Source organism: Dyadobacter luteus, assembly GCF_003383615.1.
GTDB lineage: Bacteria > Bacteroidota > Bacteroidia > Cytophagales > Spirosomataceae > Dyadobacter > Dyadobacter luteus.
Genome location: NZ_QNUL01000005.1, coordinates 215,613 through 239,522, shown reverse-complemented (window position 1 = coordinate 239,522; position 23,910 = coordinate 215,613). Strand labels below are relative to the sequence as shown.

The 23,910-nt window shown below is 40.2% G+C and carries 16 protein-coding genes; 12 read left to right on the top strand and 4 right to left on the bottom strand.

Annotation, left to right across the window (positions count from 1 at the left end; all coding sequences use genetic code 11):
- The first annotated feature begins 12 nt into the window (after positions 1–12).
- The 3 genes from DSL64_RS09400 (at position 13) to DSL64_RS09390 (ending at position 2,339) form a co-directional block, all read left to right on the top strand.
- Entirely contained in the window at positions 13–1,047 is a 1,035-nt protein-coding gene (locus tag DSL64_RS09400) for a lysylphosphatidylglycerol synthase transmembrane domain-containing protein (protein ID WP_115830490.1), read from the top strand.
- Between the two features lie 39 nt (positions 1,048–1,086).
- Entirely contained in the window at positions 1,087–1,587 is a 501-nt protein-coding gene (rfaE2, locus tag DSL64_RS09395) for a D-glycero-beta-D-manno-heptose 1-phosphate adenylyltransferase (RefSeq protein ID WP_115830489.1), read from the top strand.
- A 71-nt stretch (positions 1,588–1,658) separates the two neighbouring features.
- Positions 1,659–2,339: a zinc metallopeptidase gene (locus DSL64_RS09390; protein WP_115830488.1), complete on the top strand. Its 681-nt coding sequence runs from the start codon at positions 1,659–1,661 to the stop codon at positions 2,337–2,339.
- 72 nt (positions 2,340–2,411) lie between these two features.
- Here the strand turns inward: DSL64_RS09390 and DSL64_RS09385 are convergent, their stop codons facing one another.
- The gene (locus tag DSL64_RS09385) at positions 2,412–3,587 is read right to left on the bottom strand and encodes an FG-GAP repeat domain-containing protein (protein ID WP_115830487.1); all 1,176 of its coding nucleotides are present in this window, start codon (positions 3,585–3,587) and stop codon (positions 2,412–2,414) included.
- A gap of 159 nt (positions 3,588–3,746) precedes the next feature.
- Here DSL64_RS09385 and gcvT point away from each other — a divergent pair, with 159 nt between their 5' ends.
- The 7 genes from gcvT to DSL64_RS09355 all read left to right on the top strand — a co-directional run bounded on the left by gcvT (position 3,747) and on the right by DSL64_RS09355 (position 12,388).
- A complete protein-coding gene (gcvT, locus tag DSL64_RS09380) occupies positions 3,747–4,829 on the top strand; it encodes a glycine cleavage system aminomethyltransferase GcvT (protein ID WP_115830486.1) in 1,083 nt (360 codons plus the stop codon).
- A gap of 50 nt (positions 4,830–4,879) precedes the next feature.
- On the top strand, positions 4,880–5,587 hold the full coding sequence (locus DSL64_RS09375; protein WP_115830485.1) for a 2-phosphosulfolactate phosphatase: 708 nt from the start codon (positions 4,880–4,882) through the stop codon (positions 5,585–5,587).
- A 32-nt stretch (positions 5,588–5,619) separates the two neighbouring features.
- Positions 5,620–7,530, top strand: coding sequence for a hypothetical protein (locus DSL64_RS09370; protein WP_115830484.1), 1,911 nt, complete (start codon positions 5,620–5,622; stop codon positions 7,528–7,530).
- 25 nt (positions 7,531–7,555) lie between these two features.
- Entirely contained in the window at positions 7,556–9,436 is a 1,881-nt protein-coding gene (locus DSL64_RS09365; protein ID WP_229217014.1) for a PorZ beta-propeller-like domain-containing protein, read from the top strand.
- A gap of 39 nt (positions 9,437–9,475) precedes the next feature.
- Positions 9,476–10,117 (top strand): uridine kinase, encoded by a 642-nt coding sequence (gene udk, locus DSL64_RS09360; protein ID WP_115830483.1) that lies wholly within the window; start codon positions 9,476–9,478, stop codon positions 10,115–10,117.
- A 160-nt stretch (positions 10,118–10,277) separates the two neighbouring features.
- Positions 10,278–10,421: a hypothetical protein gene (locus DSL64_RS28945; RefSeq protein WP_158547903.1), complete on the top strand. Its 144-nt coding sequence runs from the start codon at positions 10,278–10,280 to the stop codon at positions 10,419–10,421.
- A 53-nt stretch (positions 10,422–10,474) separates the two neighbouring features.
- Complete coding sequence (locus DSL64_RS09355) at positions 10,475–12,388, top strand: asparagine synthase-related protein (protein WP_115830482.1); 1,914 nt, start codon at positions 10,475–10,477, stop codon at positions 12,386–12,388.
- Positions 12,389–12,470: 82 nt separating this feature from the next.
- Here the strand turns inward: DSL64_RS09355 and porU2 (DSL64_RS09350) are convergent, their stop codons facing one another.
- Together porU2 (DSL64_RS09350) and porU2 (DSL64_RS09345) are read right to left on the bottom strand one after the other, a co-directional pair.
- A complete protein-coding gene (gene porU2 / locus DSL64_RS09350) occupies positions 12,471–15,743 on the bottom strand; it encodes a putative type IX secretion system sortase PorU2 (protein WP_115830481.1) in 3,273 nt (1,090 codons plus the stop codon).
- A 72-nt stretch (positions 15,744–15,815) separates the two neighbouring features.
- Complete coding sequence (gene porU2, locus DSL64_RS09345; protein WP_115830480.1) at positions 15,816–18,785, bottom strand: putative type IX secretion system sortase PorU2; 2,970 nt, start codon at positions 18,783–18,785, stop codon at positions 15,816–15,818.
- Between the two features lie 425 nt (positions 18,786–19,210).
- Here porU2 (DSL64_RS09345) and DSL64_RS09340 point away from each other — a divergent pair, with 425 nt between their 5' ends.
- The gene (locus tag DSL64_RS09340; protein WP_115830479.1) at positions 19,211–21,172 is read left to right on the top strand and encodes a sialate O-acetylesterase; all 1,962 of its coding nucleotides are present in this window, start codon (positions 19,211–19,213) and stop codon (positions 21,170–21,172) included.
- Between the two features lie 242 nt (positions 21,173–21,414).
- Complete coding sequence (locus tag DSL64_RS09335; protein WP_262512412.1) at positions 21,415–22,968, top strand: malate:quinone oxidoreductase; 1,554 nt, start codon at positions 21,415–21,417, stop codon at positions 22,966–22,968.
- 80 nt (positions 22,969–23,048) lie between these two features.
- Here DSL64_RS09335 and DSL64_RS09330 read toward each other — a convergent pair whose 3' ends face one another.
- A complete protein-coding gene (locus tag DSL64_RS09330; protein WP_115830477.1) occupies positions 23,049–23,894 on the bottom strand; it encodes a sugar phosphate isomerase/epimerase family protein in 846 nt (281 codons plus the stop codon).
- Between the last annotated feature and the right edge of the window lie 16 nt (positions 23,895–23,910).

The window sequence follows — 23,910 nt, the reverse complement described above, 5'->3', positions numbered from 1 at the left end:
CATAAAAGCTCAATGAAAAGTGCGCTGCGTTACATTATCTCTCTGGGATTAGCCGGCGGGCTGATCTGGTTTGCATTTAAAGATATCAATCTGGCTGAAATGCTGGATCGGTTTGCCCGCTCAGATTGGCGATGGATTGCTATCTCCTGTATATTTCTGCTGATGGCACATGTAGTGAGGGCATGGAGATGGGGAATGTTGATGGAGCCCCTTGGATACAAACCAGGTTTATTCAACAGTTCCATTGCTGTACTGACAGGTTATTTTGCCAATTACATCGTGCCCCGTATGGGTGAAGTTACACGTTGTGGCACACTCTACCGACTGGAAAGGGTGCCAGTAAACCTAAGCTTCGGAACGGTAGTTGCAGAACGAATATTTGATGTAATCATACTTTTAGTAATGATTGGCATCAATTTCATTCTCGAATTCGACCGGCTCAGTAAATTCTTCACCGATTTTTTCATGAGCAAGCTGTCTTCTGGTGAAAGCAACTCTTCAGGCTCAATACTTTTAATTATACTTCTTGCGGGGTTGGTAGCTGTTGCTGCTGCGGGTATTTATATATTCAAAAACAAAGCACTACAAAGCAAGCTTCAACAAAATGCCCTGATACAAAAAGTAGTATCATTTGCTCAGGGGATGCTGGAAGGTTTGCTAAGTGTTCGCAAACTGAGTAGTCCGGGATTATTCATTTTCAGTACTATTGCTATCTGGGTACTGTATTACCTGGTTTCTTATGTATTGTTTTTTTGCATTCCGGAAACATCTTCGTTGGGTCTTCTGGCTGGTTTGACATTGCTGGTAGTGGGATCTATCGGTATGGCCGCTCCCGTTCAGGGTGGACTCGGAGCTTATCACATGCTTGTGGGAAGTGTAATGGTTCTTTACGGACTTACCTATAACGACGGTATCACTCTGGCCACATTTATACATGGTGCTCAAATGGTTTTCATGCTTGTTATCGGAGCACTTGCGTTTTTATATGTGTTGGTCAAAAATAAAAAAACAGCAGAAGAGCCGGCAGAAATAGCGGCAACCCGGTAATCCGGATTAATCATTTTCCCTAAACTAACATTCCTCTTTATGAGCCTGACTGAAGATAAAATTCTTAGAGTTGATGAAGCAATCCAGCAAGTAGCAGATTGGCAGCGTGCCGACCAAAAGGTTGTTTTCACCAATGGTTGCTTTGATATTGTACACCTGGGCCATATCGATTATCTGGAAAAAGCCCGTGCTTTGGGAGACAGACTTGTGCTTGGACTGAATACTGATGCTTCCGTGAGCAGACTAAAAGGTCCGCTTCGTCCGGTCGTTAATGAATATGCCAGAGCAAGACTGATGTCAGCGCTTTCTTTCGTCGATGCTGTCATTTTGTTCGATGAACCTACCCCTTCTGAGCTGATAGAGGCCGTAAAACCTGACATTTTGGTAAAAGGTGACGATTATACAGTAGAAACTATTGCTGGTGCGGATTTTGTACTTGGCAATGGAGGTGAGGTAAAAACGATAGCACTTGTAAAGGGTTATTCAACTACAGCGTTGATTGAAAAAATCAAACAAGGCTATTCAAACGAAACAATGTAAGGTTAGTGCCGTTATATTTTTCGGATTCCTCATAAGTTTCTATTTTTAACTAAATCTAAAAAATACTCACTATGGGTGGCGCATATTTAATTGGTATTTTGGTCATGATCGTAAGCTTTTACGTTCAATGGCGTTTGAAAAGGAAGTTTGAAGAATATTCTCAGGTGGGTCTGAGTAATGGAATGAGTGGAAAGGAAATTGCTGAAACAATGCTTCGCGAAAGTGGCATTTATGATGTCAGAGTTCTTTCTGTTGAAGGAAAACTTACAGACCACTACAATCCTCAGGACAAAACTGTCAATTTAAGTCCAGATGTTTTTTACGGACGTAGCGTTGCTGCTGCGGCAGTTGCTTCTCACGAATGTGGGCACGCCGTGCAACATGCTACAGCCTATAAGTGGTTACAGTTCAGGTCGCAGATGGTGCCTTTTCTGAGCGTGGCTTCGCAATATATGCAATGGGTAATTCTGGGTGGTATTCTGTTAATTAACACTACTCCTATTCCGTTAGCAATTGGTGTGGCTTTGTTTGCGCTAACAACATTGTTCAGTTTTATTACGCTACCGGTAGAGTATGATGCGAGTAACCGTGCATTGGCATGGATCAAGAATAACCGGATAGTAAATGAGCGTGAATACGTAATGTCTGCAGATGCTCTTAAATGGGCAGCAAGAACTTACCTTGTAGCCGCCATCGGTTCATTGGCAACTTTGCTTTACTATGTAAGTATATTGATGGGCAGAAGAGACTGATCGTTATGATTAAAATTAACAGAAACGGGCTGGAAAGTGAATTTTCCAGCCCGTTTCTGTTTTTCTGCAAACTCATTTTGTTCTTTGATTCCAATACACTACCAGATTTTTAGTAGCCCTGCCCGAGGCAATCACGTCGGGAAAACCATCGCCGTCGAGATCAGCAGCAGCTACGTCTTCACAGGCAATTTTGATTCTTTCATCCAGGGTATATTCCTGCCATTTTTTCCCTTCTCCATCTGAGCCCACGTAAATACGAACCCCGGTTTCCCCTACTACATTCGGGTTTCTCCACCCCATCACGATCTGGTCCCTGCCCTGACCAAAAAAATCAGCACATACCAATGCGTGCCCTTCTTTAATTTTATCTGTCAATACGGTACGTGCATCTTTTGTATAAACTACCAGAGAGTTTCCGTGCATCGGCTCTATCGTAGCAGTAAAAAGCTGATTATTCCCAAGACTCCCCGTACGAATCTCACCCACACCATGAGACGGCACCATCCAGTTTCCTGAAGCCGCCCAACCATCAGCACCATTCAGAAAAACCTGAACTCCTTCTCTTCCTGCGATGGCCATTCCCAAAAAACGCTTTGAAACCTCCATGGGTTGAAAATTGTGCGTCATATGCATTTCTGTATCCAGCAACTGGTAACTCCACAGCCCTTTTTTGTTTTCAGGTATATCAAAAATGATTGCTTTCACCCCGGCTCCTTCTCCATTCACATTACCCTCGCCATGCAAAGGCAAAACAGCAAGCTGAAAATTGTCATCCGTAGTTTTCAGGAACTGCATCCTGTGAATTGTTACCTCATGGTGCAAGCGCACAGGTTCCCACATCTGCGTTCGATCCCCTGGAGCATCTAAATAAAAAACAGCCCCCGATTTCTTATTGTTCTTTGTTTCAGAAGGATTCCATTCAGCTCCTACCGCCACTTCCACCTTTCCGTCACCATCTATATCACGCGCTGCAATACAGACATTATCATTTTCAGTCAGATTCGTTGCCATTACAAACCGTTGCCACGATTTATCTCTTGCACCAGGATTTTTATACCAGACTATATCCTTTTTATCTGCCAAAAGGATGTCCGGCTTGCCGTCTCCATCCACATCGCCTGTCGTTACACCATAGCCAATACTGATTTTATCATCAATCGCCTGTCCTTTAAAAGTGGCCGTTTGGGCGTTTACAACCTGACTGTTCGCAATGAGTAGAATAGAAAATATCCAATACTTTTTTTTCATGGTTTTCAGAGTTAATGATCAAAAAGACAATAATTTATGTCTATTTTTTCCCAATATACTTCAAAATGATTTAGCCAAAAATGTGAAAACGTAGTTTTTTGTGTGGCTTTGATGTGGTTTGCCTACTTTTGCAAATAAATCTAAACCAATTAACCATTGATGAAAAACGTACCGCTTCACCACGTACATGTTCAGTTGGGCGCTAAGATTGTGCCTTTTGCCGGTTTTGAAATGCCTGTTCGTTACTCTTCCGACCTGGAAGAACACCATACAGTGCGTAACAACGTAGGTGTTTTTGACGTCTCTCATATGGGAGAATTCAGTGTGAAAGGACCAAAAGCACTTGACCTGATACAGCGTGTTTCCGCAAATGACGCATCGGTACTGTATGATGGAAAAGTACAATACAGCTATCTGCCAAACGAAACTGGCGGAGTTGTGGATGATCTTCTTGTTTATAAAATTGCCGACGGCGATTATATGCTGGTTGTAAATGCTTCCAATATTGAGAAAGACTGGAACTGGATTCAGCAATACAATACTGAAGGTGTGGAAATGCAGGATTTATCTGCAGACACTTGTCTTTTTGCAGTTCAGGGCCCCAACGCCACAGCAACACTTCAGAAGTTGACGGATCTGGATCTGGGATCAATGGAATACTATACTTTCAAAATCGGTACGCTTGCTGGCGTGGAAGATGTGGTGATATCTGCAACTGGTTATACAGGTGCAGGTGGTTTTGAAGTATATGTTAAGAATGAAAATGCTGAGCACGTTTGGAACGCCATCTTCGAAGCTGGTGCGGAGTTTGACATCAAACCCGTAGGACTTGGTGCACGTGATACACTCCGATTGGAAAAAGGATTCTGCCTGTATGGAAACGATATCGACGATACCACATCTCCTTTGGAAGCTGGCTTAGGATGGGTAACCAAATTCACCAAGGAATTTACCAATTCACCGGCCTTGAAACAGCAGAAAGAAGCTGGAGTCCAGAAAAAACTCATTGGCTTCGAAATGATTGACCGAGGTATTCCACGTGGCCATTACGAGCTTTGTGATGCTGAAGGTAATGTAATTGGTGAAGTAACTTCGGGAACTCAGTCGCCAACGTTACAGAAGGGAATCGGATTGGGCTATGTACCAACAGTACTGAGCAAGCCGGATACTGAAATTTTCGTCAAAGTACGTGATCGCCAATTAAAAGCACGTGTCATCAAATTGCCTTTTGTAAAGGGATAAATTACATCCGAATACTCTTTTATAATAATTGCTTCTGCACCATTTTCTATATGAAACAACTTGACGTCTGCCTGACTCCTGATTTATTACATTTACATAAGCTTGACAACTCAATCGTAGTGGTAGCTGACATTTTCAGAGCTACATCGTGCATGGTAACCGGATTGGCCTATGGTATTAAAAGTATTACTCCTGTAGCTACGATTGAGGAGTGTAAATACCTTCAGGACAAAGGATTTATTGCCGCAGCTGAACGTGATGCAAAAAAAGAAGAAGGTTTTGACCTCGACAATTCTCCATTCAGTTATATGAATGAGAGGCTTATTGGTGCAGAGATCGCAATGACAACGACCAATGGAACGTTATCCATTACCAAAGCAAGGGCATCGGCAGTAAAAGTGATGATTGGCTCATTTCTGAATCTGGGAGCTTTGGCCAATCATCTGCGTTCAGAGCCTTATGATGTACTCGTACTTTGTGCCGGCTGGAAAGGCAGGCCAAATCTGGAAGATACTTTGTTCGCAGGAGCACTTGCAGAAGCGCTTAAAGACCAGTATATGCTCAGAGAAGATGGAACATTGATGGCCCAAAGACTTTATAACCAATCAAAAGACAATCTTTTGGCAGCTGTTTCCAATTCGTCACATGTACGACGACTGCAGAGACTGGGCATTCAAAAAGATATTGCTTATTGCCTCCAGTCAGATCTTTACGATGTTGTACCGGTATTGCGCGGGAGTACATTGGTGAACATGTAATAACACACTCGATTTTCAAATATTCTATTTTCATGTTGAGATTAGTCCTTCTGGTTTTCCTTATTTCTTACGCCTGTGTGTACAGTGCTTTTGGTCAGCGTGGACCTATTAAAAAGCCTGCTGTTACTCCGGCCATAAGCGCTCCCAAAACACCGGTTGTCGTACCTGACACGCTCGGAAATACTATTGACCTGGATACAATGACAGGCGACAGCATTGTTACCGAAAGAGAAGCAGATGAAATGGCCGCAAAAGCGGAACAGATAGCCAAAGACACGATCAACGCATACAAAATTGCCATTGATGACATTTCTTATTTGTCGGTGTGCCCCGGAACAACCATCAATATTCCTTTTTCATTATCGGGACCTTTTGATGATGAAAACACTTATGTAGCGCATATTATTGACGCTTCCGGGAAGTCAATCGCGATATCATTACCCGTAAAGAAAAGCCCTGCTAAAGCGGTTATTCCCTCTTATAAGAAAGGAGGAGAAATTTACTATTTGCAAATTGTCAGCAATATGTCGGTAGTAAAAAGCCCACCAGTATCCATCCGCTTGCTACAAACCCCTACCGCAAGACTTGAAGTAGTGGATGGTACACAAGCAGCTCGAATCATGCCGGGTCAGGAGGCGCATTTACGTGTTCAGCTCGGGGGAACAGCACCCTGGTCTTTCCGATTGTCTGATAGTACAACAGTGTTGAGTACATTAACAAACCCTCACTATCTCATCGTTAAGCCATCCGAAATCAAAAATTACCAGATTTCAGGTGTTTCAAATGCCTGTGGTAGCGGTACTACAAGCGGTGAAGTTATCGTCAACGTTGACAATAACCCTGAACCGAAACTGGAATTGAAGGAGGCAGATAAAATTGCCAGGCTATGTAATAACATACCTTTTCAGGTACCTTTCAGTGCTACCGGTAAATTTAAGGCTGGCAATAAATTTACAGTTCAGATTGCTGACCGTACAGGAACATTTAAAAATCTTTCTTCTCCTGACTCTTCCGGTTATATCACCACGCAAATTCCCGAAACTTATAAACCAGGAGAATACAGACTACGCGTGACTTCTTCAGCGCCCTATCTGACAACACAGGTTGCTAAAATCACAATTGTATCTCCGACAACCACTGTTCTACAAAAAGACTCTCTGTTTCTTGATGAAAATGAGACCGGTGAACTGACCGTAGCATTTAATGGTGGCGGTCCTCCATGGTTTGTACTGCTATCTGATGGTACTTATGAGAATAATATTCAGGAGTCTCCTTACAAGGTAAAGGTAAAACCTTACTATGATACCAATTATCAGATTACATCAGCCGGTGGACTCTGTGGAGTAGGTAAATTTTCAGGTCGTGCTAAAGTGGCTGTAAAAGCGCCTCCAGTCGCCATTACACTCGAAAAGTTATCACAGAATGTGGTGTGTTCCGGATCCATTCTGGAAATTCCATATAAGACAGCAGGACGCTATAATCCGGGGAATAAGTTTGTGGTGCAGATGACTGATAAAAACGGTCGCTTTGTGGATCTTCCAACCACGATTACACCTACCACCATGAATGTAAAACTAACTTCTGTTTCATCATCTGATACAATCAGGGCACATAAGATCCGAATCATTTCTTCTTCACCAGCTGTATCAAGCGCTATTGAAGAGATTGATATTATTTCACCTAACAAAGCAATCGGTGAGGTTTCCGGAAAAGGAATCATTACCGCAGGGCGCTCCACCAGAATTCAGTTGAAATTTAAAAATGGTCTTCCTCCATGGTCATTCACGCTTTCTGACGGAACGTCGATCAATGGCACGTTCCTGAATCCATACCTGATTTCGGTTTCTCCCACGGCTACAACTGAATATACATTAACCTCCGTGAAAAGCGGATGTGGTACGGGCACAAGCAAGGGAGCGGCAGTTATTACTGTTGAAAAGTAGTTTAACAATCTGATAACAGGCAAACATGGTCGACATCCGGGCGCATAAGCCTGCACAAGCAGCACCTATCTCAAAGCGTAAAATGCTCAGATATGTGCTGCTTTTTATTTCGATCTGGTTATCGGGTTATCAATTAACATTTTCCCAAACTTTACCAATAGGAAATTGGAAGTCTCATTTTAATTACCGGTCAGCCCACCAGATTACAGAAACTCCTCACAGAATATACGGAGCTTCTTACAACGGATTTTTCAGTATAAAGAAAACTGGCGAAGACTTTCTCACACTGGGAAAGGAAGACGGATTTTCAGAGTCCGGCATTTCAGCGTTGGGCTGGGATGAAACAAGTGAGCTTTTGGTCATCGCATACCGTAGTGGAAATCTGGATATCGTCACACTGAATGCAGAAGGTCAGCCAGAAAGTATTTCTCTCTGGCCAATTTTCAATGTTTCGTCCGATCTACCAGTAAACAAAAACATTAGAAAAATTGAATTTAAAAATGGAAAAACTTACCTGGCAACCAACTTTGGGGCTGTAGTGCTGGATGTTCAAAACCGTGAGGTACTGGAGACATATCGTTACATCGGGCCAAACGGCTCGCAAGCTGATGTAAAAGATATCACCCTGTCCACCGATTCCATTTATGTACTCACGCCTCAAGGCTTACAATGTAGCTCCACGAGTGGATCTGTAAACCGCCAATATTTTGCCAATTGGAAATTACTTAATACGCCCGGAACTGCTTCAGCTATCTTAGCTAACTCAGATAAGCTATATACCGGCATTCAGGGCAAAGGCATTTACGAGCGCTCCGGAAATTCCTGGAAACTAATTCATGCCTCGGAAAGCAACTACTATGCATTCACAAAATCAGGCACAGAAATCTCGGTTACAACCCATAACGCCGTAGTCACAATTTCCGAAAACGGTTCTGTCGATGTATTAAGTAATAGTTTGATCGTGTCTCCAAAACTAGCCATCACGAACAGCCGGAAGCAATATTGGATAGCTGATGGTAAAAACGGATTGATTGGGAATCCTGCGGGACTTTTTCAGATATACAGCCCTGCAGACACAGACACTACAATTAGTCCCAGACCTGATTCTGCCATTATTGATCAGGCAGGCATAAGCTGGACCCGGCTTCCCGCCTATCTTGGAGGAGGTATTTTGGTTAAAAATCCTGTCAACAACCGTGAAAAACTGATTACCACCTCAGCCGGAAGCGGAGGCTTGCCTTCTTCTGTAATTAACAGTATTACGCTTGACAATGAAGGCTATATCTGGTTTGCCAGCGACAGAGGTGTAGGTTATTTACCTTCAGAAGAAATTTTTAATGTAAATAGTATTAATGCCATTCTACCGGTTTATGGGCAGCGACGTTTATTTGTTAATGAAAAATGTACAGCCATTGCTGTAGAAGCTGGTAATAGAAAATGGATAGGTACAAGAAATGGTTTATACCTTTTTAACGCGGACGGAACAGAGCAAATCGGCTACTTTAACGCCGAAAACAGTCCATTACCATCCAATGAAATCAGAGCGCTTCGATTCCTGACAGAAACGGGCTCGTTGTTTGTCGATACTCCTGCAGGAATGGTTGCTTACCAGACAGAATCAGCGGCACCAGCGAATAGTTTAACGGACGTCTCCATTTTTCCAAATCCGGTAAGACCCGGCTTTTCAGGAACAGTCGGAATCAAAGGACTTCCTTCAGCATCCAGAGTTAAGATTACACAACTTTCAGGCAGGCTTGTGTATGAATCGGTATCGGAAGGCGGACTTGCTACATGGTCATTACATGATTACACAGGTAAAAGAGCTGGTAGCGGAATTTATCTCATTTTCATTGTATCTCCCAATGGAGATCAGCAACTTGCAGGAAAATTAGCAGTTTTAGATTAGCACAAAGTATTACATCAACAAATTTTAGTATCCCCATATATGACAGAGTCTGAAAAATCACCGTACATAGTTGGTATTACCGGCGGAAGTGCTTCCGGCAAAACCTATTTCATGAAAAGCCTCCTGGAATCCTTTGGCAAGGACCAGATTACCCGCATATCGCAGGATAACTACTACAGGCCAATTCATGAAATTCCACGCGACGAAAACGGTGTAGAAAACTTCGATCTTCCTGAAACCATTGATCATCATCTTTTTGCTGAACACATTGCGGTACTTCGAGCTGGCAGAGAAGTACACCAGAAGGAATATACGTTCAACAATCCACTGATTAAACCGGAAATTTTAGTTTTTGAACCAAGACCTATCATCATCGTAGAGGGAATATTTGTATTCTATTTCCCCGACATTGCCAGACTGATAGATTTGAAAGTATTTGTGGATGCCAAGGAACATGTAAAGATTAAAAGAAGGATCATACGTGACAACAACGAAAGAGGATATGATTTGGACGACGTTCTTTATCGCTGGGAGCACCACGTAGCACCCACCTACGATAAATTCATACAACCCCTTCGCTCCGAGGCCGATATCATCATCAATAATAACAACCGATTCGACACAGGTCTGGAAGTACTTGTAGGGTTTCTTCATAAGAAGTTAGAGGAGTGGCATGGGTGATGAGATATTAACTACCTATTCCTTCTGGGAATATCACTCCGAAAACCATAAGAAACAACACCTATATATTTTTCAATGAATGAGTTACTAATATTTGCAATTCAAAAATATATACTTAAATTTACAGTCGATACTATATTTAACACGTAAAAGTTCCAACATGAAAACAATCAATATGCACTCTACACAGACAAAAAGATCGTACAAAAAGCCTGTTTTGAACAAGCTTGGTAAGGTTAGTAAGTTGACGAAAGGAATCAAAGGAAGTGACGTTGACGACCAAGGCGATTTTCAAGATTCGTAAAAGGCTTTTATTTTAACAAATTCCTCTTATCACCTAACTGTTAGTTCAAAGTTTTGTTTATTGAAGGATTTATTAGCTTTGATGACATTAAGGTCGAGTTAAAAAATAAGAATCATCACCTTATTAATTTTGAAAGGAGTTCAGTTAATTTCTCCGTTGATGATTTAAAAAATACCAAAAGAGGGATAAAACTATTTGTTCGCAAAACGAACGGTAGATTCTTGGAAATACTCTCTGATTCATTGCAACAGAGAGATACTTCCAAGGATTTTTTATGTCTAGATAATGATGAATTACAGAATATTGGTATAGCTATTTGGGTAGATGAAAGTACCAATAGTATACATATTTACAGGGAAATTTTTGGTCAAGTCCCACTATATTATCTATTTATACCCCACAAATTTTTTATATTTTCTACGAGTCTGCCAGCACTTCTAAGAAATGAGTTAGCTCAGTCTTATCATTCATTCGATTATTATCGGATCTATAGATACTCCATATATGCAGCAGACTCACGTGATTATTACTCTGGCGATACCTTTTATGAAAATATCAAGTCCGTACTTCCAGGACATATTTTAAAAGCTGAGGCACATTCTTTATCCTCCCAACCTGGCTTTACCTATAAACTTGCGAAAACAGATAATCTAAACAGTCTGTCCTACGCCGGAAATCAATTCCGTGAAGTATTCTTGAAATCAATTCAGAGTCTGGCAAATGATGAAAGTAAAATCATCTCATCACAGCTAAGTGGCGGACTAGATTCTTCCTCTGTCAGTTGTACTTTAAGGTACCTATACCCTAACCGTAAAATTATAACTCTCTTTGGTTTAACCGATAGTTCTTTGGAAGAACGGAACTACTCAAGTTCTACTGCCGAGTGGATCAAATCCATACATTGTGAAGTGGAACCGAGGACAGATCAAAGGGAGCTCCTTTATTCACATACACTACTTTATGGCCACCCACAACGCTATTTGTCAGGAAGTTTTTTCCAGACAAGCATAATGGAACAAGCAAAATCGGCTGGTGCAAATATAATGCTTACAGGACATCTGGGAGATCAAATAGTTCATAACGGATTCGATCTTTTATCCCAGGTACTTGCGAAAAAAAATTGGACACTTCTGAACCAGCTACTAGATCAACGCGCCTTTTTTGCTTCACAAACTGCCAATTTCAAACATTGGGATTTACTTACTGCAGAAAACAAAAAGAATTTGTTTAAACAGCATTTCTTCTTTAAAAAATTTCTTTCAGTTCTAAAAAAAGGGAATGTAGGTGAATCCTTAATACTATTACATAATTGGCATTTAAATATAGGCTTATCAACAAATTATTTTATTCAAAGCCTGTGGAATGTTGTCTATAATAAGTTTAACAGTAGCAATCAAGACTATTTGTCTATGTTAAATAAAGATTTTGTTGAACATGCCGCAGAAATGTCAATTACAAAAAACACGCATCCTTATTCAGGAGAATACGAAAACTGGGCAGCTGGTATTTATACTACCCAAGGTATTGGAATTAATGAAGAATTTTTTAGCCTAGGAAATGAGTACAAGATAACTCCTCTTTTTCCCTTTTGTGATAAGGATTTATATGAATTATCCTTGTCCATTCCTTTATCTGTAAAATTCAACAATGGATTAGGTAGGGGCCATTTTCGTGAGTCAATGAAGGGAATACTACCCGAAATTGTACGCACCAGGCCAAATAAAACACAATTCGGCTTATATGGCAGAGAGGTTGCATTAAGGTCATTTGATCAACTAAGAGATACATTGTCAGTTAACCATCAAGTTTGGCAGTACATTGATAAAAAGAAGCTTCAAAGAGCTATCGCAAATATGAGTCTGGAAAAAGACAAGAATACTACTAATGCTTCTCTTGTTAACCGCATGGTTGCCTTAGCTGTATGGCTGGATATTAACCAATCCGGAAGCTATTATTCTCATGAATAATGGTCATATCTGTCCATCAATAAAAGAGCAGGGTATATCAAACTAAAATTGAAAAAACCTGCTCTTTTATTACTTACTTTATCTATTTAACTACAATAATTTTGTTGTTCGTTTCTGTCTTGACTTCTCCATTACTTAATATTAATGTCGCTTTACAATAAAATAATCCTGACAAAGATTTAGGATACCAATACCAATCACCAGGCTTAGTTATTTTTTTATTCTCTATCATTCTACCTAATGTATCATATATTTTAAAATCAATATATGACACCCCCTCCTTCAAGAGATAATCAGTCTTAAAAAGAACATAATCTGTTGCCGGATTAGGAAAAGCTATTACCTTGAATAACGCTATATCAAAAATATTAAAGCGTATTCTATATGCATTTACAATAGAGTTATTTCTTGAATCCTTGGCATTAACCAACAACTCATAATCACCTGTTAACATTGTTTTAGGAGAATATAAGACTTCAATTGAATTATTTGAAAGCACATTCAGTTCAAATTCTTCATTACTCAAATCTAATTTAACAAAATCACAAGACTCGTCAGAGCAATTTTTTAAGAATATATCTAGTAAATTTGCATCTTTCGAGAGAAACCTATCATCAGATACAGCCATCTTTATTTTAGGATTTGGGGATACAGTCTGATTATTAACTATACTACTCCCATTAAAGGAAACTGATAAAGTCGGCGGCACGATATCTATCACTCTCTCCATTGGATAAAAAGGCATATCCTTTGCTAAATCCCAATCAATAATTAATTCAGAAATATTATTATTTTCATTCAATTCTTCAATAATATTTCCCGGATCGATTTCAACTTCAATTCTTCTCAGGTCTCGAACTGCCCCTATTTCCACCCGAATAGTGTCAAGTCGACCGATAAGGCTATTTTTCTCAATAATCATATCTACACCTTTGGATACATACTTGATCCTAATAGGTACGACTTCATCGACAACTACTCTACCTTTATTTTCGACCACAACCAGTATTTCAGCATTATTTGAATTTTCAAGGCTTTTCCCAGTTTCTGCCTTTATAAATATACCTTCGTCTTGGCTTATGGAATAGTCAGGTTTTGAAACATTAATAAAACGTATTGCTGGATCTCCCTGCAACACCGTTTGGTGAAGATTTGCAACGTCATAAATGTTAGCTCCCTTAGCGACTACATGCTTGGCTGTTTCACGCTGAATCTGCCCAATGGATAAAGTAGATATGCTGTAGTCTGTGAATAGAGTATTGTAAAGTTCTTGTAAATATTTCAAAGAAGGGTTAACGTAACTTTCATATGAATTTGCCATGATAGCTATTGCACCCCTATCCTTCGACAAAGTCCAGTCCATAGACAAAGGCCTACGATCAGAGGCTGTAGGGCTAGGGTTGAATAAGCCTCTAAATACATTTCCAACACCACATCCATTAAAGTACATAATTGGATACTTCAAATAGTTGTTGTACCCTTTACTGGCATCACTAATGTAACCAAAATTCAAATCCGTTGTCGTTCTGGAACCATGCCCAAAATAGGTTAACATACCTACACCTTCATTTATTTCCGAAGCAATATTAACGTTCTCAACTTCAATTGTACTATTCTTAAAGAAACCTTTCACATTACCTCCCAACGAGCCTTGTTCCACAGTTGGGACCAGTGCAGATAATGCATCCTTAAACTGTCTTATTTCCGATTCTGTCTTCCCTCCACTCAGATGCAAGATATTTTTTCTCCAGGCAAACTCTCCCTCTTCTTTCTCATAGTCCCTTACCTTATTGAGATAATCATCGACGTTTTGATCCTCTACAGCCATCAATCTCCCTATAGGTATTGCAGGAACATCCATCTGTTCACCTGCTAATCCGGTGACTAGGAGTAAGTCAGAAGCTGGATACCCTACAGCAGGTATACAATCTTCAAGTTCCTTTGGCATCTTTTCAAGTGGATTTATTGATTTTCCCAACAAAAATAAATATTTCTCCTTGTTACCATCAGAAAGCATAAACTGAACAAAATTCCGAATTGCAACAGGACTTACCTCTCCATAATTAAATTGGTCATAAATATCCTTTATGTAGAACACTGATGCTTTAAATGAACCTCCCTGAGTAGACTTTCTGTAATTAGCATATCTCCCGGCGCTCTGTGTAAGAATGCCATTAGTAATAATTATATAATTAGACAATTTGGGATCTATCGTATTAAACTTAACTTCAATACATTTATCCCTACCAACAGCTATGCTATTTTTAAATAGTACTACATTTGCAGACTTTCCATTTACTCTTGATAGTACCGAATTAACTCTATCAACACTCTTAATATTATAAATATCACTGATATCTAACAAGCGAAATTCGTTTGACAGTCCTTTAAATTCCAATCTTGATAAAAGATCTGCATTTGGGGGCAAATTATACCATTTGTTCTCTTGTACATTCGCATCAATCCTTTGAGGGAAATCGATTGAATAAAATGACACAGAAAATCGTTCTCTTTCCAAATTATTATTTGATTTAAAAAATATAGATCCCTTTCCATCTACCGAAAAATCATCCGCATCTAAATCAAATTCAAAAAGTTTTCCTTCAAAACCATTCAAAAAAAGATCTCCAACTTTTCTTAAACTTGAACCATCTTTTTTCTTTACATAGATCTCCAAAGTCCTGGAAGTATTAAACATCCCGTGAAGTAATATTTTAACGTGCGGTTTCAGCAAATTAATTTGTAAATAGTTATCCATCTCATAAGAGAACTCTATCAATTTATTACCCTCCAACCTCTCTCCAGTACGCGCAGCACCCAGTTCAAAAAAACTATTTATAAAGCTTGGCACTGCATGCTTTTCTGTACTAAAAGAGTACTCCGTGAGAAACGTTTTCAGATATGTTTCCATATGATAACTCAGGGGGGCGGAATCAGACACAAATGCTTTATTCTCCACCCTTTTACCCTTCTTCTTTCCTGAAGTTAGAAAATAGGAGCTAACATCCGAATATAAACTGGAATGCACATTATACCTCGAACTCATAGGACGATAGAGTAAAGAGTCAGAACTGCCGTCGTTTGGCACTCCATAAAACAATATCTCATTATTATCAGTACTAATTAAAGGCACCTCTTTCCCCCTAAAAAACAACTGAAGCTTATCTACATCATTTACATTGAATGATGTGGGTAATGAAGAAAAGGGTACTTTAAATATCCCCTTTTCTTCTATCCTAATTTTCACATACTGCTGATCAGGAACAATCCAATCGTTAGTATACAGACTTTGAGACTGAGCAAAAATTACAACATTAACAAAAACCAATATCAGCGAAAATAAAAAAAACCTCATGCTCTATTCTTTTATATTTATCACAAAACTTAATATTTATCACAAAACTTCGTAATAAAAACAACCAATTATCTAATTCTTAACTACCTTCTTTCGAATGACAATATTATTATCTGATTTAATTTCCAATATATACATTCCTGGACTCATCTTTTTCATATCAACAGTCTTTCCGCTCCCTTCAGTTCTTTCGCCTTTTACATCAATTATTGACCAACCACGAACCTTAATACGAGAGTCTGGCCTAATGTCAACCGAAGACGTAGTAGGATTAGGTGCGATATTAATTAGCTCATCCACCTCCACATCAACAGAAACAACTCGTAAATATTCCCTGTTAACTTTTCCATTTAAATCCTTGGAATCATATTGAACAAGGCGATAGTAATTTATCCCTGCCATTGGAGAGTCATCCCAAGTCTCATAAGTTGACTCCATTTCAGTTGTTCCGCTACCATCTAAATAAGCTATCTGTGAAAAGTCTTTACCATCCCTACTCCTCTCTATCACAAAATGGCTATTATCTTTCTCCATTGCAGTTGCCCATTGCAAATGAACACGATTATTGCTAATAAGCTTTGCACTAAATGACTTTAATTGTACAGGCAGAGGGCTGTCAACAGGCATTGAGTAAAGTAATTTTATCGCTGGGTCTCCAAGCAACAACCCTTGATGAATATTTGCTATGTGGAAATCATAATCTGCTGCAATTCTGCTATTCGCACTTGGAGATATGATTGAGGCTGAAATCTCTTTAATAATATCACCGATTGGTTTTTTATCAGAATCTGCCACAAGTAGCTTAGCATAGAGTTTCTTCATATAAGGTTCAAACGCTGTAGAGTAGCCATCCCAAGTGTTTGCAAAAACAGTTATTGAACCCTTTTTAGGAGCAAAAAGCCATTCAATTCCCATAGGTTGAGAACTACTGCTATATGGTGTGCCTTCTCTAAATCTATTACGGAAAATATTATTTACATCACAACCGAAAAAAAACAGTGCGTTGTATTTTTGAGAGTCCACATAACCCTTGGCAACATCCGGATCTGATACATAGCTTATATTTTTATCTGTTCTAAAAGTTGTCCCATGTCCATAAAATGTTATCATCCCAGCTCCATCACTTTTTCCAGACCCTTTCAATTCATTGATCACCAATTTTTGGCCAGTGTCTGTAAAAGGTGCAGTTTTCGTGTAAGGGACAATAGTATTAGATCCTGTATACTCTGATGCAAGCCCGGTAAGGAAGTTTTTGAAACTATTTACCTGCCCCTCAGAATCCCCTCCATTAGCATGAACAATATTTTTACGCCATGAAAAATCGTTATTGATTTTTCCAAATTCATATTCGAGTACCTTTTCTCTATAAATTTTCACTTGATCGGAATTTAGCGCTGGTATTCTTCCTACTGGTATTGCAGGGATATCTCTTGGAACTCCGGCCAGACCATCCACTAATAAAATATCAGATCCTGGATAACCTACAGTAGGGACGTTATCAACTAATTCACGAGGAGTACTCGCTTCATCTGAGATCGACTTACCTATTAAGAGCAAATACTTCTGTTTATCAGTACCAGATAGCATGTAATCAACATAGCGACGAATTGCCACAGGACTTGGCTCTCCGTAGTTGAACTCATTATAGAGATCTATTATTTTCACTACGGAAGGCATATACGCCTTTCCCTTTGAGGATTTGGTTGTAGCTCTGTATTTACCGTATTCTAAAGCTTCGTTGTAAAGATTATCTGTTGTTATTATTAAATAATCATGCGACAAATTGCGCTTAGTTAAACTGACAGACTGATATGCCGGATTTTGAATCTCTGAAGTTGCCAATAATTCAAGACCAAGTCCAGAGACCCTGCCTATCTTAAAATCTGAAGCAGCCCCCTCGACAATTACAGGCAAATTTCTATTTGTTACGTCATAAAGCTTCACGACACCTCCAGGTAAACCGGTAATTTGTACTCTGCTTGATGTATTAGATGTTGAATTTAGCTTAAACCTATAGGATAATTTATTACTCATATTATAACTCTGTGGATAAGTTATAGTATAGTAGGAAACAGAAAACATATCAAAAGTTTGACTTGAGATCCCTTCAAATGCTAAGAAACCCTCCCCTGATCCATTGTAATCTCCAGGTAAAAGATCAAATTCAACTTCTCTATAATCATAATTATTGAACGAAGTTGTGGTTCCAGCAGTACGAATACTAACTCCGTCGCTATTGACTACGTGAACCTTAACTGTTCTGCTTTTGATATCCCTACCCTGAATCAATACTCGCATTTTTGCTGGGATACCTGCACTTTCATTAAAGTTCTCAACAGAAAAACGAAATTTAGTAAGCCCTGTAGGGTCATTAGCACCCATATCGTTTTTCGTTTGTAATACTCCATTAGCAGATAAACGAAGACCAGTCAAACTCCTGCCTTCTTCATAGAAACTATTTATAAACTGCGGTTTTCTACCAGCATCATTGGGGTCATGCGTCGATAGGTTCTTATAAACCTTGTTCTGAGTATATAAATGAAAATTTTCTACAGACTGTGGTTCTCCTATCGATGATTGGATTATTGTATTAGATCTTAATCCGTTTGCTGTGCCAACCGTCAAAAAATAAGCGCTATTATCCGAAAATAAACTAACCAAAGTATTAGTTCTAGCGCTGGGACCTGGTCTGTACAACAGCTCATCAGATTTCCCATCATTCAGAACTCCATAAAACAGAATTTCTGCAGAACTTTCATTAACATCTGCTCCATCAACCTTGATGAGAGCGACCATTTGACCACGATGCCATAGTTGAATTTTATCACGAGTATTCGCCGCTTTGAAGGCAGCAGGTAGTGAGGCTATGGGAACTCTTTGAATACCCTCTGTTGAAACAGTCACCTTTACATACTCCTGTCCGGCAACTATCCATTCATTACCATACACTCCACTCCATGGAGATGTCTGAGCGTAGGATAGCCCGCTGATTAACCCAAAAATCATCAGTAATACTAAATGAGTAAAAGTTATTTTCTTCATAGACCTAGTTATGAAAATGTTATGTAATTTATAATTCTTAACTATTTAAAAATGAATACTTGTCACTCATTATCACCTTCCGGAGCCACACGTCTCATTAAAGCCCAAATTTAAAACAAAACGAGTGCTTAAACAAAATAGCGACTCTCACGGCTGTAACAACAACTCACCTTCCCTTTATACGTTTGATACGTACAAACAGATGCATCAGTTACACCTTTTTTTCAATAAATTTACTTTTTACCTGTTCAGAGCTAAGTCTGCTACTTTGAGGGACTTCTATACGAGTAGGCATAAAACTTATTAACTACCGTTAGATAATTTATTCACTTCTCCTTTTTTCTCCTAAATTTGTAACCACGTTATGATACATTCATTTCGTCTCGTAATACCCTAAATTGATTTATTAACGAATTATCCTCCTCATGAAGAAAATACTACCTTCCCTGGTATGGCTTTGCTATGCCCTATCTATTACTGTATCTTTTGCCCAACTTCACATCACTTACCCATCTGACAGAATAGTTCTTCAGCGCAACCAATCTAATACAGCTACTGTCACTATTGCCGGATATTTTGAATCTTGTCAGGATAGAGTTGAAGCACGCTTCGTACCTATTCAGTCACATCCCGACAGACCCGCAATGGGGCAGCCTACTCCTCTGGACGGAAGCTGGCAAGTAATTCAAAATACAAATACATGCAGTAATTTCCGTGGAAGTATTGTGGTTCCGGGTGGATGGTATCGCCTGGAAGTACGGGGAATAAGAGCGGGGCAGAGTCCTGTTACAGCGCAGATAGACCACGTGGGCGTCGGCGAGGTATTTCTCGTTTCCGGCCAGTCGAATGCTACCGGCGGAGATAATAACCCTACTGGCCCCGGCGCCACTGAAGACGCTGTAAGCAGTGTGCATTTCAGAACCAATATGGAACCCTATAACAACCTTCAGGTTGATTGTCCTGTGTATACGCATCTTGACCAGAGCACAACCACCGCGCCATTTGGAAACTATGCCTGGTGCTGGGGTTATTTTGGAGACAAAATGGTGAAACAATTAAACGTTCCGGTTATGATTTTCAACTCGGGATGGTCGGGAAGCAGTATTGCAAACTGGAAACAGACGATATCACCTACCGGCCAAACCAGTGCGTGGTTCGGTTATGTGTATCCTCAGGGGCTCCCTTTTGGCAATATGCGTACAGCACTCAATCATTATATTGCCCAGCTTGGGGTACGCGCTATTCTCTGGCATCAGGGAGAAAGCGATACTAAAACTGAAACAAGTCGTGAAGACTATAGAAATGACCTTCGCGACGTAATTGCCGCCACCCGGAACCTGTCTAACAAACCTAACTTGCCATTTGTTGTATCTCGTGCATCCCGCTATTCCTTCAAAAAAGCCGGCGACGTCAACGATGTAAGTTACACATCTGCTGATGTAATAGCAGCCCAAAATGACGTAATAGGAATTGCCACTGACGGTTATCTGCCCGAATATAAAGTTCCTCATGTATTCGAAGGACCCGCTACCGACGATTATTGGGATAGTCAGTACCGCCACGATCAGGTTCATTTTGCAGGGGCCGGACTAGATTTTCTTGCCAACCTCTGGTCAGATCACCTTGATGCTAATTTCTTTGCCAATTCTACACCTTATTCCGCAATTCCTCCTATCGAAGTATCTGTAACCGGATCAACTCTGGCTGCACCCAATGGATGGGACGCGTACCACTGGCTGGGAGATGTAAACAACTGTAATGCTGTGCTGTCTACAAATCAGCAAATCACTCCAACGGAAGGTATATACAAGCTTAAGGTGACCGATTCCTTTATGAATACCGTATTTTCACCAGCCATGAAGGCATCCAGCAGTTCTTTGCCTGTAACCTGGAAATACTTTAAAGGCACTACCGGAGAAAATCTTACAGCTGAATTGCAATGGGCTACCACCGAAGAAAGCAACAGCTCGGTATTTGAACTGGAAAGAATGAGCAAAAATCAGTTTGAAAAAGTAGCTTCCATAGCTGCCGCAGGAAACTCTTCTTCGACCAATACCTATTCCTTCACAGATAAGCTTCTCGTTCCCGGAACATTCTATTACCGTATCAAGCAAATTGACATGGATGGAACGAGCTCTTACAGCAATATCATCAGTCTGCAATTGCGTGGAAAAAGCCTTGTTAAGCTGTTCCCTAATCCGGTTGTAAATGTTTTATCAATCGAATCACCACAACTTATCCACAGCCTGGAAGTTTTCAATGAAGCAGGTATACGAATCTTCCGGAACCAGAATCCTGCAGGTATTCAGGAGCTGGATATGTCCCGATATCAGCACGGAGTCTATATTATCAAGCTAAATGGCGAGAGTTTCAGAGTAGCCAGGTAAATTATACTTTTTATAGATCGAAGAGAGGTTATTGAGCAATTCAATGACCTCTCTTTTTTTATTGATTCTAAACATCGTGCAATTTCATAAAACAAAATAGAAACAAATAATGTTTTTATTGATCATAAAAAAGAACTTTCATCATAGTACTTTACTTTATCTATTAAATTATACTATTTTGGAAACATTTCATGCCTATACAATTGTTATAGGTATACTTTTGGATTTTTCCGGGTTGATTGATTACCTTAAATAAACTTTCATTCCTAATGCGCATAAAAAAGTCTTCTATAATTACTACCCCTGATATTGTTCTGATAGGTGCGGGGATTATGAGTGCAACGCTGGGGGTTTTACTAAAAAAACTGAATCCCGCTTTCACTATTGCTATTTTTGAACGTCTCGACAGAGTTACTGCTGAGAGTTCTGATGCATGGAACAATGCCGGAACTGGTCATTCTGCTTTCTGCGAACTTAACTATACGCCGGAAAAGCAAGACGGTTCTATTGACATTTCAAAAGCAATCAAGATTGCCGAGTCATTTGAAGTCTCCAAAGAGTTCTGGTCGTATCTTGTTGAAGATGGTATCATCGAATCTCCTGATGAATTCATCCGTCACATTCCTCACATGAGTTTCGTTTGGGGTGATACGAATGTTCAGTACCTGAAAAATCGTTATGAATCGCTTACTGCTCATCACTTGTTTGAAGGAATGGAATATTCTGAGAATAATGAGGAGCTGAAAAACTGGATTCCATTGGTAATGAACGGCAGGGATGCATCACAACAAGTAGCAGCAACCAAAATGGAGCTGGGTACTGATGTGAACTTCGGCTCGCTGACCCGTGCGATGTTCAAGTATCTTGAAAGTCAGGAAGGCGTGACATTGCATTTGAACCATGAAGTTGATGATTTTCAGAGAGGTAAAGGCAACTGGACTTTGTCTGTAAAAGACAGAGAGACAAAAAATGTCAGCTACGTTCGTTCGAAATTCATATTCATCGGAGCTGGCGGCGGTTCACTACCATTGCTTGAAAAATCAAATATTCCTGAAGGAAAAGGATTCGGAGGTTTCCCGGTAAGTGGTCAGTGGCTTGTTTGTACCAATCCTGATATCATCGAAAAACATCAGGCAAAAGTATACGGTAAAGCAGCTGTAGGTTCACCTCCTATGTCGGTTCCTCACCTTGATACCAGAATGATTGACGGCAAGAAAGCACTTCTTTTTGGTCCTTACGCAGGATTTTCTACCAAATTCCTGAAAAACGGATCCTATCTCGATCTTCCGCTTTCTATCAAGTTGAATAATATAAAACCAATGCTTGCTGCGGGTATTCACAATATTCCGTTAACCAAGTATCTGATTGATCAGGTGAGACAATCTCCACAAGACAGACTGGCTGCATTGGACGATTACGTTCCAGGTGCTAAGCTGGAAGACTGGGTGCTGGAAACTGCGGGTCAAAGAGTACAGGTGATTAAAAAAGACAAGGATGCGGGTGGAGTGCTCGAATTCGGCACCGAAATGGTAACCGCAGCAGATGGTTCGTTGGCAGCGCTCTTGGGAGCGTCTCCTGGTGCATCCACTTCTGTATCCATTATGGTGGAGCTTATACACAAGTGTTTTCCAAAGGAAGCAACATCTCCTGAATGGCAGGCAAAATTCCGCACACTGATTCCTTCTTTCGGAAAATCTCTTTCCAAGGATGCCGAATTAGCATCTAAAACTCGCAACCGAACTTCTGTAGTACTTAAACTGACAGAATCCTATCTGGAAGAAGACGTTACAGCCTGATCAGGTTATAAGATATAAAACAAAAAAGTTTCCGGTGTCCGCCGGAAACTTTTTTGTTTTAGTCCATTTGATTCTTTCTTTCACATATTTAACGACCGAAGAAAAGCCAGTCCATCTGTTACAATCGCTTCTTTGGAAGGTTCAATCTCCCGCCATATTGAAGCCGCTTTGGCAATTACTTTCACCTCGGGAGTAAATGATTCAATCACAATATCCCCCTGGTAATTGATCTTATCCAAGGCAACAAAAATCCTGTCCCAGTTTATCTGATCTCCACCGGGAGTGCCTCTGTCGCTTCCCGAAGCATGCAATAATGCAAGGCGGCCGGCTGCCCTGGTGATCGCTAAAGCCGGATCTTTTTCTTCCAGATTCATGTGAAACGCATCCAGATGTACGTATAACGCATCACTGCCAACCTCTTCAATCATTTTCAACGCTTGCGCACAGGTATTGATAAAATCCGTTTCATACCTATTAAGAGGCTCGATCGCCAGTCTGACATTTCTATCAGAAGCATATTTGCAAAGATTCTTCAGATTCTCCACAACCAGACTCCATTGTTTTCTTCGCTCATCAGCAGGTACCATTTCAGCTCTGCCTACAGAGGAATAAATAGGTCCTGCTACCAGGTCGCTGCCTAACATCGGTGCTATGTCTATCAGCGCTTGCACATATTCTATCGAAGTAACCTGCTCCTTTCTGTTTCCTCTTAGGTCTCTGCCCGGTCCTGTAGCAGCACAAACGGATCGGCACGTCAACTCATGTTTATCAAGCTCCGCTCTTACAAATACAGGATCTATGTGTGATGGATCTTCTACCGCGATCTCCACAAAATCAAAACCCCAGGATTTAAAAAGCGGAAAGAATGAAACGCTTTCGTTGGTAAAAGGCGAAGAAAACAGATAAGTGTTAATCCCGAATTGCATATAATTTGCGATGCTT